This is a genomic window from Nostoc commune NIES-4072 (assembly GCF_003113895.1).
Lineage (GTDB): Bacteria > Cyanobacteriota > Cyanobacteriia > Cyanobacteriales > Nostocaceae > Nostoc > Nostoc commune.
Genome location: NZ_BDUD01000001.1, coordinates 3,818,063 through 3,835,520, shown reverse-complemented (window position 1 = coordinate 3,835,520; position 17,458 = coordinate 3,818,063). Strand labels below are relative to the sequence as shown.

The window sequence follows — 17,458 nt, the reverse complement described above, 5'->3', positions numbered from 1 at the left end:
TCTCGCGTCTGGTCAATTGCCGGGACTAAAACGAGGGATCAAAAAGATTTTAGTATCGAAATTGCGATGCTTTAATATGCTGGTGGAGTTGATATTAAGTAGCAAATTCCGACACCAACCCAGTTACAATCTGTAAAGAAACTGAAAAGGAACGACGGAATGCGTGTTGCAATCGTAGGTGCGGGACTGGCTGGGCTAGCAACCGCAGTAGATTTAACTGATGCTGGTTGTGAAGTAGAGATTTTTGAGTCTCGTCCGTTTGTAGGTGGTAAAGTTGGCAGTTGGGTTGATGGAGATGGCAACCATCTAGAAATGGGTTTGCATGTATTTTTCGGCTGCTACTACCAACTATTTGACTTGATGAAGAAAGTGGGGGTGTTAGAAAACTTACGCCTCAAAGAACATACCCACACTTTTATTAATAAAGGAGGCCGCAGTGGTGCTTTGGATTTTCGGTTCCTGACAGGTGCGCCTTTCAATGGCTTAAAGGCATTTTTCACGACCTCTCAACTATCGTTGCAGGATAAACTGCAAAATGCGATCGCTCTAGGTACTAGTCCCATAGTTCGCGGGTTGCTAGACTTTAACGGGGCGATGAAAACCATCCGCAACTTAGATAAAGTTAGCTTTGCCGACTGGTTCCGTAGTCACGGTGGGAGTAATGGCAGCATCAAACGTATGTGGAATCCCATTGCCTACGCATTGGGATTTATTGATTGCGAAAGTATGTCTGCCCGTTGTATGTTAACGATATTCCAGTTATTTGCAGTCAGAACTGAAGCCTCAGTTTTGCGAATGCTGGAAGGTTCTCCATCTGAGTATTTACACAAGCCCATTCTGGAATATTTAGAAGTTAGAGGCACAAAAGTTTACACACGTAGGCAAGTTCGGGAAATTCAATTTACTGAGTTAGACGAACAAACCCGCGTCACTGGTATAATAGTTGCCCAAGGTGATACATTAGAAACTATCACTGCTGATGCTTACGTTTTTGCCTGTGATGTTCCAGGAATTCAACGCATCCTACCCCACGAGTGGCGTAAGTGGTCAGAATTTGACAATATTTACAAACTAGATGCAGTGCCAGTAGCTACAGTACAGTTACGTTTCGATGGTTGGGTAACTGAACTGAACGATGCAGAGCAACGTAAACAGCTAAATCATGCGGCCGGAATTGATAATTTGCTGTATACAGCCGATGCTGACTTTTCTTGTTTTGCCGATTTGGCGTTGACTAGCCCTGCTGATTATTATCGCCCAGGACAGGGTTCATTGTTACAGTTAGTTCTGACACCGGGAGATCCGTTTATTGCACAAAGTAATGAAGCGATCGCACAACATGTCCTCAAGCAAGTGCATGAACTGTTTCCCTCGTCGCGGGAGCTAAATATGACTTGGTACAGTGTGGTAAAACTTGCTCAATCTCTCTATCGAGAAGCGCCAGGCATGGATGCGTACCGTCCCGATCAAAAAACACCAGTAGGTAATTTCTTCCTTGCAGGGAGTTATACTCAGCAAGATTACATCGACAGCATGGAAGGTGCTACTATTTCTGGACGGCGGGCGGCAAAGGTGATTTTAGAGAGTTTGAAGAAATAACTAACTGCGTACTCCTGCAAAGAAGCAAGCTATGCAAAGCATCTCAAAGAGAAGGAAGAAGAGAGAATGTCAGATTGGTTAGAGCATACTGTGCAGGTAGAAGTAGACGCTCCCATAGATTTAGTATGGAGCCTCTGGTCTGATTTGGAGCAAATGCCCCGGTGGATGAAGTGGATTGATTCGGTGAAAATTCCGCCCGATAATCCAGATATATCTCTTTGGAAACTGAAGACGGGCAGTCTAGAATTTACTTGGAAATCCCGGATTCTCAAAGTTATTCCCAACCAAATTATCCAATGGGAATCGATTGATGGTTTGCCGAATCAGGGAGCGATTCGCTTTTACGATCGCCACAATAGTAGTGTTGTCAAAATGACCATTTCCTATGCCATCCCCGGTATTATTGGCAAAATTATGGATAACTTGTTTTTGGGGCGGGTAGTTGAATCGACTATTCAAGCCGATTTGGAAAGGTTTAAAGAATACGCGCTGAATGTTAAAGCTAATTGATATAGATAACCTGAGTTCGGGTTAAGCCAGAAGCTAAAAAGCTTATTCTGTAAGGATTAAGCAAAACTCTAAGTGATAAAAGAAGCGATTAAAGTGGACTCATTTTGTCAATAAGGCTTACAAATGAGACTAATATCAACAATATGCCTTATTGAGAATAGATTAAAACAGAGCTTCAGACCTAACAATGAGAAATCAAGGGTTTTGAGGATTTCTTATCCCGAACTCAGGTTAGATAGCAAAAATAGGCACTAGGAAACAATGTGTAAAAGGTTCTTGCTATCTATCCAAAAAAATCGAAAATTCAATTTTTTTATGCCTTGACTTGTTTTAACTCAGGTAATATTCGAGGAGAAATAGTTGCCTGAATTTCTTTACCCATTTTTTCTTCAGCTAGTCTAAGCTCATAATTTTTTTGTAAATTCATCCACAACTCGGCACCAGTACCAAACCATTGCCCTAACCGTAATGCCGTGTCAGCAGTAATTGCTCGTTCACCATTAATTATTTCAGTAATACGGTTTGTTGGTACATGAAGGATACGTGCTAACTCACTTGCGCTCATCTGCAATTCATGAAGCTCATCAGCAAGAATTTTTCCAGGATGGATAGGTGGTCGTGCCATGTTGTTCTCCTTTAAGGATGATAATCTGTAATTTCGATGTTGAAAGGTTTAGATTCTTCGTCTGGCCAATTGAAACAAATTCGCCATTGCTTATTTATCCGAATACTATATTGACCTTTTCTATCACCCTCTAAAGACTCAAAATGGTTGCTCGGTAGTTTCATCAGAGATTCTTTGTTAGTAGCGGCTTCTAATATATCAAGTCGTTTATATGCTTGATCTGTAAAAGCCTGAAACTCTTTTACCCTCTCACCTAAAGCAAACCGCTCCGTCCTTTTATCTTTAAACTTTGGATATTTGTCTGGCGGAGACATAAATTAGTAATGGAAAATATTATGTGTTACGTAACTCATAATGGAATCTATCTACAATAGCACAATTAATATCCGCATAGCACACTAACGGGGACGACATTACCAAGTTGGGTCAGTAAACAAATTAATCGTCAATTCCTCGTGTGGTGGTACTGCGGTTATACAAGCGCGGATGATTTCTCCATCCTCTAATTCGACGGTGCAAGCGTGACAAGACCCCATTAAACAACCGGTGGGAATAAATACCCCAGCCCGGTCTGCTACATCTAATAGGGCTTCTCCCACTTCGGCATCTACTGTGACATCATCTGGTAAAAAGCGGATACGAACAATCATTAGTCATTAGTCATTAGTCATTGGTCATTAGTCATTGGTCATTAGCAGATGACTAATGATACTGTAAGCGAAAAAATGTGCGATTTTTATGCATTTACTTTAAGACAAAAATGGAGTTAAGTCTAAATGGCTTTCTACTTCAGTGGCTAGGGAGTCTAAAATCTGCTCTCGCTGTTCGCGGTAGTTAGCAACTCCAGTGGGCAAAGATTTTAAACCACGCTGTTGACGGAGGCGATTTAACCAAGCGCGTCGCCAAGGGCCATTGTCAAAAAGGCCGTGGAGGTAACTTCCCCAAACTGATTGACAACTATCCACTAATCCTAAATTAATATCGTCAAATAGGGCATGGTACGATTGAGGGTCTATACCTTGCTGTTCGATGCGCGATCGCCCTTGGTGAATTTCAAAGCCATTTACTGGCAAGCCCTGTTGCGGATAATTCGAGCTAACTTGACGCTGGCGGGCGATTTTTTGTCCAGTGATTACAGTTCTGATTGGTAAAAGATTTAACCCTTGATACCTGCCTGCTTGTCCTTCTATCCCTTCAGGATCAGCGATGATTTGACCGAGCATTTGATACCCACCGCAGATACCTAAAACCGTTCCCCCAGAAGCAGCATAGTGTTGGATAGCTTCTGCCATACCGCTTTTTTGCAGCAGTAGCAAATCAGCAATTGTGGTCTTTGTTCCTGGGATAATTACGGCATCAGGATGTCCTAAATCTTGCTTAGGACTGAGATATTTTACTGAAACAGTGCTTTCTGATTCGAGTGGGTCAAAGTCAGTAAAATTGGCAATTCTAGGTAAGCGAATGACGGCAATATTGAGGTCAGCTTGGGCTTTATAGGATTCCCGTTCTAGCAAATCAAGGGAGTCTTCTGCTGGAAAAACTTGTTGTAAGTAGGGTATAACACCAATAACGGGGATACCTGTGCGCTCTTCTAACCATTTTATCCCTGGTTCTAGGAGCGATCGCTGTCCTCGAAACTTGTTAATTACTACACCCTTAATTAAGGCGCGTTCATCTGGTTCTAATAACTCTAAGGTTCCAACCACATGGGCAAAAGCACCACCCCGATCAATATCAACTACTAACATCGTTGGCGCATTTAAATGTTTTGCCACCCGCATATTAGTTAAGTCACGGTGCTTGAGGTTAATCTCTGCTGGACTACCGGCACCTTCACAAACCAACATGTCAAATTCTGTTCCTAAATGCTGTAGCGATTCTTCAATTGTCCGCCACCCCAGGTCAAAATATTGCTCGTAGTAATCTGAGGCACTTACTTTCCCAACAGACCTGCCTTTAATAATTACTTGGGAAGTCATATCCCCTTGAGGTTTGAGTAAAATTGGGTTCATTTCTACCCAAGGCACGACTCCCGCCGCCCAAGCTTGCACTGCTTGGGCATAGCCAATCTCTCCACCATTGGCAGTGACATAAGCATTTAAAGCCATATTTTGACCTTTAAAGGGAGCCACTCGCCAGCCACGCCGCGACAGAATGCGACAAATAGCTGTAGTTAAAAGTGATTTCCCTGCATGGGATGTTGTCCCCACCACCATAATTGATTTCATAGTTGCTATTAGTTAGTTTTCAGGATACAGGGTGAATTTTTAGGAGCGAACAATAGCCGAGCAGGGGGAGATGAGGGAGATGAGGGAGCAGGGGAGGCAGGGGAAGAAAAACTATTGATTATTGACCAATGCCCAATGCCCAATGCCCCATGCCCCATGCCCCATGCCCACCATAAGCATCACAAAGTTTAATTATTAGATGATTATGGTAAAGACTTCGTGAATAGATGTGACATTTCCGTATATATTGTTCCCTTTGATTCCCTAATCCTAACTTTTTAGTTTTGTATTCTAAAAAGGTATCCGTAACCAACGAATCACAGCATCGGATAAACGATCGCGCCATGAAGGTGTCCGCCAATTTTTTCCCTGATATTGTTCTACCAACTGGCGACCCAAGGGAGTGAGGCGAAAACTATCTGTAATCCCCTGACCATCGACTTCTCGCCGTAATACACCCACTTGAATCAGCCAGCCCAAGGCGTTGTCACAGGCTAATTCTGATAAAGGGCGTTTTGTATAGCCCTGCTTGAGGCCATTTTCTAAGGCGATCGCAGTTAATGACACACTCTGGTGTCCCATGACTTCAAATAAAGATAAATTGAAGGGTGAACACACTAGCGATCGCTCGGCTCTGTCTACTGTGCTTTGAGGATAGACAAAAATATTTGGGTTTTGGGAATCAACAGCAGGCATTGTGTATGGGTAGTAGTTTTTCTTCTGATAAAAATTAATGTAAGAATATATTTTTGCTTGTAGCAACCACCTCATTTAACCAAAAATTGCTTGCCTAAAGTATAGTTATGCTATTTTTTAGTAATTATATTAAATGATTATAAATTAATGTAAAATTTCAAGTGCATCAACAATCTGAAACAGGAAAGGTTAATTATGCCTCTAGCAGTTGGTACGGATGCACCTGCATTTACCGCTAAAGATACAAACGGCAACACAGTCTCGTTATCTGATTTAAGGGGAAAGACTGTTGTTTTGTATTTTTACCCCAAAGATGACACGCCAGGTTGCACCAAACAAGCCTGTAGTTTTCGGGATGCCCAGTCTCAATATCAAGGTAAAGATATTGTTATCTTGGGAGTCAGTGCTGATGATGAAGTCTCCCATCAGGCATTCACCCAAAAATATGATTTGAATTTTCCCCTACTGGCTGACACCGACAAATCCCTCATCAAAGCTTTCGATGTGGATGGCGGTGGTTATGCCAAGCGCGTCACCTACGTAATTGACCCCAACGGCAAAATTACCCATGTTGACACTAGTGTAAATACCACTACCCATGCTAGCGATGTTTTAGCTGCACTTGGGCTGTAGTTTTTTACCTAATAACTAAGGATTTTTTAAATAGTCTCGGCCCCGAGCCTCTAGAGGCTTGGGGTTCTTTGGTTGAATTCAGTTACCTGATTGTGGTGTAACCGATGGCGGCGTAGCTGATGGTAGTGTAAACGATGGCAAACTGGGGTTTGCTTGCTGTTGTTGACCTTGAATTAATTTTTGTTGCCTTGCTTTAAAGGCTGCTGCGGCTGAGTCTAGTTGTTCATTCTGTTGGTTAGAATCCCAGTTGAGAGTCCCAAAATTTGCCCGATGAATCAGGTCAAACATGTTGAAGTTGTCTGAGTTTGAACGGGAGAAGGGATCGGTATTTTGGTCAGTTGTACTATTACTAGGAAAAGCATCGGCTGGGCTGCTGACTTGAGCCGAACTTGGTTGAGCTATGAGCAAGGAAGCAAAGCTAATTCCTGCCAGGGTAGCCACAAAGAGTCTAGGAATTTGTAAAAATGATTTTTTCATGGGATTTTGACCCTAAAATTGCTCTCCTAAAATTGCTCTATTTTATCTCTTTAAGCAAGAGTTCGCCGCAGTTGGGGTTGAATACTCAGTAAGGCGACAACGGCAAAGCCAAATAATACCAGCAAGGCTCCCCCAAAGGTAACATCACCCCAAGGAGCTTGCATGACTACGCTACTTAGTTCCCAACTACTGTGGAGATACAGATAGCGAATGGGTTCGATCGCATAGCTGAGAGGATTTAGAGTAGCTACAACCTGCAACCATTGAGGCATGAAGGATAAAGGAGCCAAAGCTGTACTGGCAAACAATAATGGTAGGTTAGTGACGAAAATCACTGCAATTAATTCAATGTGTCCGGGTAGAGCGAAAGCTAAACCAAGGGAGATGGCTGTTACACCCAAAGCTAAGAGAAAGACAATTAGAGCGATCGCAAATAAACCCGTTGCATCTGGTAGTCCAGCCCCAATAAACGCTGCTGCTGCAACAATTACGCCTGCTTGCAGCAAACTTTGGCTGATGATAAAGATTGCTGAAGCAAAGACAATAGAAAACCGTGATGCTAACGGTGCTACCAGCAAACGATTCAAAAAGCCGAACTCGCGGTCAAACATTACGGGCAAACCAGCATTCAGCGCCCCAGCAAAGGCTGTAAACACAATTACTCCAGCAGCCAAAAATTGACCGTAATTTGTCGTACTGCCAAACAATCCCTTGGGGGCATTTTGAAATAATGCACCAAATAGCACCAACCACATCACCGGCTGAATAATTCCGGCAACCAATGTGGAGGGACGCCGTTGCAATTGAATAAACAAGCGACGAGTTAAAGCCAACGTCTCTTGTACCAATTCACCGAAAAAGTTAGGTGCAGGATTAGCATCTGCTTGTGGCGATGCTAAGGGCTGCCAATTGATATCAGATTTAGGAGTAACGCTCATGATTGGGGATTGGGGATTAGGGATTGGGGATTAGGGATTAGGGATTAGGGATTGGGGATTAGGGATTGGGGATTGGGGATTGGGGATTAGCAAAACTCTTTCCCAGTCCCCAGTCCCCAGTCCCCAGCACCTATCTCATATTCTGCTTTTTCTCAGCTTTCGGATCGCGAGTGGCAACGGCTGCTAGTTCTGCATCCATTAGTGTGCGTCCTGTAGCGGCGAGGTAAACATCATCGAGGCTGGGGCGAGATTGGGCTATGCCAAATATGGGCAAGCCAGCAGTATTCAGGGCTTGCTGTATGTTGATCAGAACATCGTTCTGAGGTGTCACTACTAAGTTGAGGGAATTACCTTGAGCGCTGTTGATGATCACTTCTTGCACAAACGGTAAAGGTTGCAAGAGGTTTTTGGCTTTTTCTGCTTCCTCAATGGGGGAAAACTCGCGGATTCGCAAAGTGATGCGATCGCCCCCTACTTGATCTTTCAATTGTGAAGGTGTCCCAGCAGCAATTACAACGCCGCGATCTATAATTGCCACGCGATCGGCTAAAGCGTCAATCTCTTCTAGATAATGGCTGGTAATTACTACCGTCGTCCCAGAGGCGCGTAATTTTCTCAGGAAGTCCCATACCACAAAACGCGTCTCTATGTCAAGTCCTACTGTTGGCTCATCTAAGACTAAAACATCCGGTGAATGGAGTAACCCAGCAGCCAAGTCTAGGCGCTTGCGTAAACCGCCGGAATAGGTTCCTGTCTTCTTATTGGCGTATTCTTGCAAGCCAAGTAAATCTAATACAGTCTCAATGCGCTGTTTGGCTACTGCGCCTGGGAGGTGATAAAGTGCGGCTTGCAGTTGCAGCAGTTCTCTTCCAGTCAGCACCTTATCTATAGCGACTTCTTGAGCTACGTAGCCTAGTCGTTGTCTTGCCAGTTTCGGATTATCTAATACAGAGATGCCAGATACTTCGATTTTGCCAGCATCCGGTGTGGTGAGTGTACATAAAGCACGCAAGGTAGTAGTTTTCCCCGCACCGTTGGGGCCAAGTAAACCAAAAATTTCTCCTGGTTCTACCTGAAAGGAAACATCTTGAACGGCAACCACTGTACCGTAGCGCTTTTGCAAATTTTGAATGAAAACGGCGGGAGCCATGACAGCCTATCCCCAACTATACAAATCTCAATAAAGTCTATCTTTATTGTAGAAGGTGGGGACTAGGAAATAGCGCATGAGCGAAAATCTGTAAACGAGTTAGCTTCATGCACCATGCTGCCAAAATTTCTGCTCCTTTTAAGCAAGTTGTTTGATTACATTTGTAGCAAAATACACCAAATAATAGAGCTTTGTGACTTGAAAAGCAGCTTTTGTGACTTGAAAAGCAGCTTGTGTGACTTGAAAAGTAGCTTTTGCGACTTGAAAAGTAGCTTTTGCGACTTGAAAAGCAGCTTTTGTGACTTGAAAAGCAGCTTTTGCAACTTGAAAAGCAGCTTTTGTGACTTGAAAAGCAGCTTTTGCGACTTGAAAAGCAGCTTTTGTGACTCGTAAACTAACTTTTGCGACTAGTTTTGTATTAACGGGACTTAAACAAAAGTTAAAAGCGAAAAAGAGTATAATACTTAGCTAGCATAGCTTTCACGTTGAAAAAAGCTCATGAAAGAAACCACCCCCGCAGCCATGCCCCCAAGATGAGAAAGATGGTGTCAACGGTTTGATGATGTGTTTACCATCCCCAAAAATTAATTTAATTCAACTTTATCTGGTAGTGTTTCCAGCTTGAAAAATCTGCTCGGCGGTTAAATTCAATTCCGGGAAAATAGTTGAGATAATCTGATCGCTTCCACGGAACTGACTGACTTGGTATTCGCCCTCAACTAGTGAATAAATCGATATTGTAGGCTGTTTGGAATTGCCAATGAACGATTTGCCTGCCAGAGCTAGGTAATCTACAATCCAATATTCTTGAATACCAATTTCTTCATACATACCACGCTTGGTATAGTAGTCGGTACGCCAATTTGTACTAACTACTTCAATTACACAAGGAATTGAGTCACTCTGACTAACTGTAGATTGTTTTTCCCAGAAAGGTTCATTTATCAGATTGGAGCGATTAATTAATAATACATCTGGTGAATAACCAGCTTCATTTTCAGGTGGTTTGACTAGTGCTGTTTTTGGAATGAAGTAGGGAAGATTTAGTCGCTTGATATCGACTGATATTTCAAGTGCCAAAAAACCAATAATATTTTCGTGGGGGCCTGTTGGTTGTGTCATTTCTACAATTACTCCATCATGCAGTTCATATCGCCCCCCGTCGGGTTTCCACTGAACAAATTCTTCAAAGGTTACTAGCTTGGTTTTTGGTAAAGCTTGAGTCATATAGTCATCCTTATTAATTGTTCTGTTTTCATTGTTAATTGTCTGTTGATTTAGATTTTCGGTTAGAAAATTTATCTCCTTTCTTCAGAGATTATTTTTTTCATTAGGCTAGTTAAGCTTACCTTCTTTTTCAGTTTGTTCCACGTCACGCCGTAGTAAATAAGCTGCTAAATCGGCAAGGCTCGTACCTTCAATATCAGCCCATCGCTGTAATTTTTCATGAGTCAAATCAGGCAACGAAACGCTTACTCTTTTGGACACTGTAGCTTTTTTGATAATGGGCTAATAAATCTTTGAACACCTTTATTGAAGCCTTAGAAGCGTTTAGAACAGCTATAGGAATCCGGTTTGATTTCTGAAAATATCTGTAGGATGTGTTAGCGACAGCGTAACGCATCAAACCCTTGATAATAGTGCGTTACGAACTCCGTTCTAACACACTCTACAATACCTAATTCCGTTCAAAAATCAAATAGTAATCCTATATGTCTTTTCGATTTGTCGATTGGTTGAACTTGAATCGTGACGTGTTTGCTGCTTATAAAGCTAGTTTAGGTTACATTTGGGCTTAATTTTTGTCTAAGTCCCGTTAACGCTAGGATGTGGGGCTTCTAGGCGTTCAAGCTAAATTAGTACACTATTTAACAACTTTCAAAGTTTCGAGGCTAGTGTCATTGCAGCCACTGATAAATCCTCCCATCGTCTGGATTTGTTGCAAGTAGTCAAGAACGGGTTTGGTGATGAGTTCTCCTGGCATTAATACGGGAATTCCCGGAGGATAGGGACAGACGATTTCGGCACAGATGCGTTGATTAGTCTGTATCAAAGGTAATATTTCACTTACAGCAAAAAAGGCTTCACGGGGAGAAAAATGTAAAGCATGACACTGTGTAGTAAAAAGATCCTGCCAAAGATCGCTTTTAAAAGTTAAGTTGGTTCGGCGATATTCTTTGGCAAGAATGGTAAAACTTTGTATTAGTTGCTCAATATCGGCTGGGGTATTGCCCAAGCTAATGATAAAGGTGAGATGTTGCAGTGAAGCGAATTCGGCGGTGACAGCAAATTTTTCATCCAGAATTTCTTCTGCCTCAAATCCGGTTAAACCTAAACCAGAAACAGTGACAGTTAATCGCGTTTCATCTAAAGCTACAAAGCCGGAAGATCCCCCCAACACCTCTTGATAAACAGGAATCTGTAAAACAGATAATCCAGGAATTTGACTGATTTTTGTTCTAGCTTTATTAGCAAGTTGTAAAGTGCGAGACATCAGCATTTTTCCGTGGAGTGCCATTTGCTGACGCGCTGCATCTAAAGAAGCTAAAAGTAAATAACTAGGACTGGTAGATTGTACGAGTTGCAAAGCCTTACTGATGCGATCGCCATCTATCCTGTTACCTTGAATGTGCAGCATCGATGCCTGTGTCATTGCACCAAGTACTTTGTGGATGGATTGTACAGTTAAATCAGCACCTGCGGCTAAGGCTGGAGTGGGTAATTCTGGATGAAAGGCAAAGTGAGCGCCGTGTGCTTCATCTACAAGTAGAGGAATATTATATTGATGGGTAATGCTGGCGATCGCACTCAAATTTCCGCAAACGCCGTAATATGTTGGGTAAACTGTCAACACTGCTTTAGTGTCTGGATGTTGTTGGAGTGCAGATTCTATAGCATTAGGCGTGATGCTATGGGCAATATCTAAAACTGAATCGTATTCAGGATTGAGAAAAATTGGTATTGCACCAGAGAGAATTAAACCAGCGATCGCAGATGAATGGACATTGCGAGGCAGAATAATTTTATCACCTGTGCCACAGGTAGCGAGAATAGCTGCTTCAATCCCACAGGTAGAACCATTGACAAGGAACCATGTTTGTGATGCGCCAAATGCCTCAGATGCTAGTTGTTGTGCTTCTTGAATAACACCTTGGGGTGCAAAGAGATTATCTAAATCAGCTAATTCGGTTAAATCAGCGCGAAAGACGGCTTTACCAAATAAATCAGCCAAAGATTGAGAAATTCCCTTACCTTGTTTATGTCCTGGGGTGTAAAAAGGTGCATGGAGTCTTGCTGCATTGGCTTTTAAGGCATCTAATAAAGGTGTTTGCTTTTGATTGAGCATTTTTGAAGAAACAAACCGTTAATATGGTCAACAGTTTAAGGTAGATTGAATAGTACCTGATATAGATGGAATCAGGCTGCGAACAATCCGGGAAACTAACGCTAATAATCTATTCCCTCAAAGACTCAAAAAAGACTTGTGTTCTGAATGAATGTACTCGTGTTCTGGACGAAAGTCCTTGTGTTCTGAACGAATGGACTTGTGTTCTGGACGAATGGACTTGTGTTCTGGACGAAAGTCCTTGTGTTCTGAACGAATGGACTTGTGTTCTGGACGAAAGTCCTTGTGTTCTGAACGAATGGACTTGTGTTCTGGACGAAAGTCCTTGTGTTCTGAACGAATGGACTTGTGTGTACACCATAGACTCTTCGAGAGGGGACTATGATAGTTAAATGGAAAAAGTTAAACCTTTGGATACTATTGCTACACTCAAGCCCATTCCCATTGAGAGATTACAACTAATAGAAGAAGATTATACTTCTATCGAAAGCTTACCTAGTGGGCAAGTTGGAACAATTGTAGAAGTGTATGAGCAAGAAGAAGAATATCATTATTTAGTCGAGTTTGCTGATACCCAAGGCTGTGAATATGCAATGGCGACTTTGAGAGCAGATGAAATTTTAGTTTTACATTATGATTTGGCAATTGCCTAATGTAGAGCATGAGGTAATAATTACGAATTACGAATTATTCACATGAGGCCCTATCATCAAATCCCAATTTTTGAGTGTGGTGAACCGCTAATAAAGATTCCTTTAGAATTGTTTGCGGTGGAATCTCCCCATCCTTATGAAAAATTAGGTGCTACTTATGGCGATCGCTCCCCTTATTATCTTCGTCAAAGCGTTATTGAAAAATTGATCCAAGCGCAAAATTATCTTCAACTGCTGCATCCAAACTGGCGTATCCAAATTTTTGATGCTTATCGCCCGATCGCAGTCCAGCAGTTTATGGTAGATTACAGCTTCGCTCAAGCAGTGCGGGATAGGGGATTAACTGATGTGGAATTATCCCCAAACCAACGCCAAGAAATTTGGGAAGCGGTTTATGCAATTTGGGCTTTACCAAGTTTGGATGAAAAAACTCCCCCTCCTCACAGTACAGGTGCGGCGGTGGATGTGACGCTAGTAGATGATGCAGGGCAAATAGTAAATATGGGTTCGCCCATTGATGAAATGTCAGAGCGATCGCACCCAGATTATTATGCCAATAGCGATCGCCCAGAAGCCCAAAATTATCATGCTCACCGTCAGTTATTGCAAAATGTAATGTTAAAAGCAGGCTTTCAACGCAATCCTAGAGAGTGGTGGCATTTTTCTATTGGCGATCAAATGTGGGCTTGGCTGAATAATCAATCGAATCCAGCCAATCCTGTCACAGCACGTTATGGGCGTCTTACATAGATGCAGGCAGAAGAATTTTAGATTTTGGATTTTGAATTTTGGATTGAACAATCTAATGCGATTACCAGAAACTCTTTAACAATCCAAAATCTCAAACTAGTATGCTACGGTACGAATAGAGCCAATACGGTTCGGTTAAGGCAAGAGACGCGATAAATCGCCGTCTCTACAAAGGACTGATTATTGTAAAGACGGCGATTTATCGCGTCTTTGGATCTAGAGCGTGTCATCAAAAAACCTTATCCGAACCGTATTGCGAATAGAGCAACTATTTAAAATCCCTAAAGAGCTTATTTCATAATACTTTTGACTTTTGACTTTCGACTGCGTTACTTCCGCCCTGCGGTACTATGCATCTAAAGGATTTAACTCTTTTAATTCGTCGGTAGTGTAAGTACCAATGGGAGTCCAAATTAGATAGGGAAGGAGTAACAGCGCCGCCGTTAAAGAAATTGGCAAAACGCTGATTGCGAGGACAACGCCTGAAATCAAACCGATTAGCCCAAGAACTTCCCCAACTTTGAGGCTGCGAAACCTCAACATTGTAGGTATATAGGCAACGGTGATAATTTCTACCAAGAGATATAAAGCCATTAGTAGCCAAGTAATTGGGCTTCCGGGATTTTTTTCCCAGACAATATAAGCTGAAGCTGCACCGCAAACAAAAATTACAGTCCAAATGACCGGAATTAGCGGCTCAAAAACTAGCCAACGTGGGCGACTTAAATTTGCAAACCATTTAACATCACGCGGTGTGATGAAGAAACTACCAAGGGCGACGAAGAAAGTTACAGCCCCAATTATTATCCAAGATGGAATCATAATGCACTCCTGCTTGTGTATTTTGTCAAGTCATACACTGCAAGTTTGACAATTTAAGCTATATGTTTAATCATTCCCTGGTGCGAATCTTAAGCATCTTGAGGATTGAGACTGATCATCTGCCAAGTGGTATAAGTACCAATGGGACTCCACAGCAAATAAGGAACTAGTAATAGTGCTGCCCAACCAGAAAAACCTAAAACTGCAAGTATCAATAAAGCACAAATGATAAAACCTGTGCCACCAAGAATTGTACCGACTTTCAGGCTGCGAAGCTTAAACATTACAGGTGTATAGGCAATGGTTACAATTTCTAAAAGCAAGTATAAACCCATGATTAACCAGGTTGAGGTGCTTCCTGGATCTTTTTCCCAGACAATATAAGCTGACCAAGCACCGCAAATAAATATTACAGTCCAGATAATAGGAATCGCACCCTCAAAAGTTAGCCATCTCGGCCGTTGTAAGCGCTTGAACCATTGGCGATCGCTAGGTGTAATTACGTTAGCTGCTAAAGCAACTAAGAAAGCGACACCCCCAATCACCATCCAAGATTTAATCATGGTCGTTATCCTTTACAAGCGCTATCTATCGCTTAATATCACTTTCTATAGTGTGATTTTGTCAATTTAGTTGCTAATTACTCATCACCCCTGAGTTTGAAACCTTCACATCGTTCGGCAGGATTTTAAATTATGGTATTGGGAATTGGGCATTGGGCATTGGGCATGGGCATTGGGTATTGGGTATTGGGAATTGGGCATTGGGCATGGGAAAGAGGACTTGGGGACAAGGGGAAACACTTGTTGCAAGTTCTGATTTAAGTCCCCTTGTCCCCTTGTCTCCCTTGCCCCTGCCTCCTGCCTCCTGCCTTCTTCACTTGTAATTATTCTTATTTTTACCTAAAGATTCAATTTCAAGGTAGTTTCTTATTACTTATGACAGTTACTTCAAATCATCCTGATGAGTGAAAGTATATATACTTAATAACTGAGGTTCAAAGCATGGACTCAACAGGTAAGGTTCAAACTGGGGACTCATCCTGGTCTCTTCCACTGCCGTTGAAAGAGTATGCAATGAGCCGAGTAACTGTCTACTTTTATAGCGACAGATGGGTTCCAATTAAATATTGTTCTTTGGAAAAGGCAATTTTGCTTCACCAAAAAGCAAACTTAGAAGGCAAGGAAATTTTATTATTTCCTGCTAATCTAGACCCTAATCAACTCTCAAACTCTTTTAACTAAAAGGCATTGAGTAGACTATTTTTCAAACATCTTGGCAACAAATGAATCGGCTATAGAGGCGTATCTACATAAGTACGCCTTTATCTATAAATAAGACCTTTTTAAAAAATCGTAAATCTTGTGGTTCAATGCAGTATTATGCCATAATTCGATTTTATAATTTTGAACTTTAAATTGTAAATTAATTATGCATTGTTCTGCCACCCTAAACCAACTGGTTGAAGTTCTTTTGGCCAGTTCTGTAAACTTATCTGAAAATGCTTTAAAACAAGTAAGTTACGGTATACAAACAGATAGCCGTACCCTGAAGCCGGGTGAAGTATTTCTAGCTTTACGAGGCGAAAAGTTTGATGGACACGAATTTGTGCAAACTGCGATCGCAAAGGGTGCAATAGTGGCAATTGTGGATTTTGAATACGAAAATCCGGGGCTTCCTGTATTACAAGTAAAAGACACCCTCAAAGCATATCAGAAAATTGGCAGATGGTGGCGCGATCGCTTTAACATTCCTGTAATTGGTGTAACAGGTTCCGTAGGTAAAACTACAACTAAAGAATTAATTGCCGCAGTTTTAGGAACTAAGGGGCTTGTTCACAAAACTTATGGAAATTACAACAACGAAATTGGTGTCCCGAAAACTCTCCTAGAACTTGGCGCAGAAAATGACTACGCCGTGATTGAAATGGCGATGCGGGGTAGGGGACAAATTGCCGAACTGACGCAAATAGCACGTCCAACAATTGGAGTGATTACCAATGTAGGGACGGCACATATTGAATTACTGGGTTCGGAAGAAGCGATCGCACAAGCAAAATGTGAGTTGTTAGCCGAAATGTCTGCTGATAGTGTGGCAATTCTCAACCACGACAATCCTTTATTAATGTCCACGGCAGCAAAATTTTGGCACGGAGAAGTTTTAACTTACGGCTTTTCTGGTGGGGATATCCAAGGACAATTAATTGATAACGACACTGTAGAAGTTGCCGGAATCCAACTACCTGTACCTTTACCTGGTCGTCACAATGCAACAAATTTCTTGGCAGCTTTAGCGGTAGCAAAAGTGTTGGGGATCGATTGGGCAAGCCTTAAAGCAGGTGTAATGGTGGATATGCCCACAGGGCGATCGCAGCGATTTACCTTACCCAACGATGTGGTAATCTTAGATGAAACCTATAATGCTGCACCAGAAGCTATGATCGCAGCCTTGCAATTATTGGCAGACACACCCGGAAAACGGAAAATTGCTGTGTTGGGTGCAATGAAAGAATTGGGAGAGCGATCGCAGCAGTTGCACCAGCGAGTGGGAGAAACAGTAAAAAATTTGAATTTAGACGGCTTGTTGGTTTTGGTTGATGGACAAGATGCCGAAGCGATCGCTATTAGTGCCAAAGGTATTCCATCGGAGTGCTTTGCAACTCATGCTGATTTGGTGGCTAGGTTAAAGACATTTGTGCAAGCAGGCGATCGTTTATTATTCAAAGCCGCTCATTCCGTGGGGCTAGATCGGGTAGTCAATCAGTTACGTGCAGAATTTTCCAGATGATACCACTAGAAACCCAACGTCTCATACTGCGAGACTTTGTAGAATCAGATTGGCAAGCAGTTCATCAATACGCTAGCGATCGTGAGGTTGTGCGTTATTTGACTTTTGGGCCCAATACGATTCGGATAAGCAGGGGAGGCAGCTTTCAAGGGTAGGGATTTAAAAATCAGGCAGTAGAGAGGTTAACTCATCCCCCGGCTTGAAGGTGGGGGATTTCGAGTCATTAGTCATTAGTAGTTATACA

Annotated in this window: 20 protein-coding genes and 1 pseudogene; 8 read left to right on the top strand and 13 right to left on the bottom strand. The window is 42.2% G+C overall.

The features are described from left to right. The first annotated feature begins 159 nt into the window (after window positions 1-159). Both zds and CDC33_RS17095 read left to right on the top strand, forming a co-directional pair. A complete protein-coding gene (zds, locus tag CDC33_RS17100) occupies window positions 160-1,599 on the top strand; it encodes a 9,9'-di-cis-zeta-carotene desaturase (protein WP_109009483.1) in 1,440 nt (479 codons plus the stop codon). A gap of 66 nt (window positions 1,600-1,665) precedes the next feature. Further along, window positions 1,666-2,109, top strand: a complete 444-nt coding sequence (locus CDC33_RS17095) for an SRPBCC family protein (protein WP_109009482.1) — start codon at window positions 1,666-1,668, stop codon at window positions 2,107-2,109. Window positions 2,110-2,422: 313 nt separating this feature from the next. On the opposite strand, the gene CDC33_RS17090 is transcribed toward CDC33_RS17095, so the two are convergent. From CDC33_RS17090 to CDC33_RS17065, 5 genes are all read right to left on the bottom strand, one after another. Continuing rightward, window positions 2,423-2,734, bottom strand: coding sequence for a HigA family addiction module antitoxin (locus CDC33_RS17090; RefSeq protein ID WP_109009481.1), 312 nt, complete (start codon window positions 2,732-2,734; stop codon window positions 2,423-2,425). An 11-nt stretch (window positions 2,735-2,745) separates the two neighbouring features. Next, window positions 2,746-3,048, bottom strand: a complete 303-nt coding sequence (locus CDC33_RS17085) for a type II toxin-antitoxin system RelE/ParE family toxin (RefSeq protein WP_109009480.1) — start codon at window positions 3,046-3,048, stop codon at window positions 2,746-2,748. A 99-nt stretch (window positions 3,049-3,147) separates the two neighbouring features. Beyond that, the gene (locus CDC33_RS17080) at window positions 3,148-3,384 is read right to left on the bottom strand and encodes a 2Fe-2S iron-sulfur cluster-binding protein (RefSeq protein WP_109009479.1); all 237 of its coding nucleotides are present in this window, start codon (window positions 3,382-3,384) and stop codon (window positions 3,148-3,150) included. A gap of 99 nt (window positions 3,385-3,483) precedes the next feature. Continuing rightward, complete coding sequence (gene cobQ / locus CDC33_RS17075) at window positions 3,484-4,962, bottom strand: cobyric acid synthase CobQ (RefSeq protein WP_109009478.1); 1,479 nt, start codon at window positions 4,960-4,962, stop codon at window positions 3,484-3,486. Between the two features lie 291 nt (window positions 4,963-5,253). Next, window positions 5,254-5,658 (bottom strand): Npun_F0494 family protein, encoded by a 405-nt coding sequence (locus tag CDC33_RS17065; protein ID WP_109009476.1) that lies wholly within the window; start codon window positions 5,656-5,658, stop codon window positions 5,254-5,256. 195 nt (window positions 5,659-5,853) lie between these two features. Here CDC33_RS17065 and CDC33_RS17060 point away from each other — a divergent pair, with 195 nt between their 5' ends. Then, complete coding sequence (locus CDC33_RS17060; RefSeq protein WP_109009475.1) at window positions 5,854-6,291, top strand: peroxiredoxin; 438 nt, start codon at window positions 5,854-5,856, stop codon at window positions 6,289-6,291. A 78-nt stretch (window positions 6,292-6,369) separates the two neighbouring features. Here CDC33_RS17060 and CDC33_RS17055 read toward each other — a convergent pair whose 3' ends face one another. The 6 genes from CDC33_RS17055 to CDC33_RS17025 form a co-directional block, all read right to left on the bottom strand. Further along, window positions 6,370-6,768 carry a hypothetical protein gene (locus tag CDC33_RS17055; RefSeq protein ID WP_109009474.1) on the bottom strand — a complete coding sequence of 133 codons (399 nt, stop codon included), beginning with the start codon at window positions 6,766-6,768 and terminating at the stop codon, window positions 6,370-6,372. A 50-nt stretch (window positions 6,769-6,818) separates the two neighbouring features. Then, window positions 6,819-7,706, bottom strand: a complete 888-nt coding sequence (locus CDC33_RS17050; protein WP_109009473.1) for an ABC transporter permease — start codon at window positions 7,704-7,706, stop codon at window positions 6,819-6,821. A 130-nt stretch (window positions 7,707-7,836) separates the two neighbouring features. Further along, a complete protein-coding gene (locus CDC33_RS17045) occupies window positions 7,837-8,856 on the bottom strand; it encodes an ABC transporter ATP-binding protein (RefSeq protein WP_109009472.1) in 1,020 nt (339 codons plus the stop codon). 600 nt (window positions 8,857-9,456) lie between these two features. Further along, entirely contained in the window at window positions 9,457-10,083 is a 627-nt protein-coding gene (locus tag CDC33_RS17035; RefSeq protein WP_109009471.1) for a Uma2 family endonuclease, read from the bottom strand. A 108-nt stretch (window positions 10,084-10,191) separates the two neighbouring features. Continuing rightward, complete coding sequence (locus CDC33_RS17030) at window positions 10,192-10,344, bottom strand: ribbon-helix-helix domain-containing protein (protein WP_109009470.1); 153 nt, start codon at window positions 10,342-10,344, stop codon at window positions 10,192-10,194. 376 nt (window positions 10,345-10,720) lie between these two features. Continuing rightward, on the bottom strand, window positions 10,721-12,202 hold the full coding sequence (locus CDC33_RS17025) for an aminotransferase class I/II-fold pyridoxal phosphate-dependent enzyme (RefSeq protein WP_109009469.1): 1,482 nt from the start codon (window positions 12,200-12,202) through the stop codon (window positions 10,721-10,723). Window positions 12,203-12,594: 392 nt separating this feature from the next. Here CDC33_RS17025 and CDC33_RS17020 point away from each other — a divergent pair, with 392 nt between their 5' ends. After that, window positions 12,595-12,855 carry a DUF4926 domain-containing protein gene (locus CDC33_RS17020; protein WP_109009468.1) on the top strand — a complete coding sequence of 87 codons (261 nt, stop codon included), beginning with the start codon at window positions 12,595-12,597 and terminating at the stop codon, window positions 12,853-12,855. A 42-nt stretch (window positions 12,856-12,897) separates the two neighbouring features. Beyond that, the gene (locus tag CDC33_RS17015) at window positions 12,898-13,605 is read left to right on the top strand and encodes a M15 family metallopeptidase (RefSeq protein ID WP_109009467.1); all 708 of its coding nucleotides are present in this window, start codon (window positions 12,898-12,900) and stop codon (window positions 13,603-13,605) included. A 348-nt stretch (window positions 13,606-13,953) separates the two neighbouring features. On the opposite strand, the gene CDC33_RS17010 is transcribed toward CDC33_RS17015, so the two are convergent. Next, window positions 13,954-14,427 (bottom strand): TspO/MBR family protein, encoded by a 474-nt coding sequence (locus tag CDC33_RS17010; protein ID WP_109009466.1) that lies wholly within the window; start codon window positions 14,425-14,427, stop codon window positions 13,954-13,956. Window positions 14,428-14,516: 89 nt separating this feature from the next. Beyond that, on the bottom strand, window positions 14,517-14,990 hold the full coding sequence (locus CDC33_RS17005; protein ID WP_109009465.1) for a TspO/MBR family protein: 474 nt from the start codon (window positions 14,988-14,990) through the stop codon (window positions 14,517-14,519). Between the two features lie 132 nt (window positions 14,991-15,122). On the opposite strand from CDC33_RS17005, the gene CDC33_RS41290 reads away from it, so the two are divergent. The 3 genes and pseudogenes from CDC33_RS41290 to CDC33_RS16985 form a co-directional block, all read left to right on the top strand. Further along, window positions 15,123-15,251: a hypothetical protein gene (locus tag CDC33_RS41290; RefSeq protein WP_280524417.1), complete on the top strand. Its 129-nt coding sequence runs from the start codon at window positions 15,123-15,125 to the stop codon at window positions 15,249-15,251. A gap of 607 nt (window positions 15,252-15,858) precedes the next feature. Then, window positions 15,859-17,214, top strand: coding sequence for a UDP-N-acetylmuramoyl-tripeptide--D-alanyl-D-alanine ligase (locus CDC33_RS16990; RefSeq protein ID WP_109009462.1), 1,356 nt, complete (start codon window positions 15,859-15,861; stop codon window positions 17,212-17,214). After that, window positions 17,211-17,333 (top strand): annotated as a pseudogene (locus CDC33_RS16985) (GNAT family N-acetyltransferase); the annotation flags it as partial. The gene CDC33_RS16990 and the pseudogene CDC33_RS16985, both read left to right, overlap by 4 nt. Window positions 17,334-17,458: the final 125 nt, after the last annotated feature.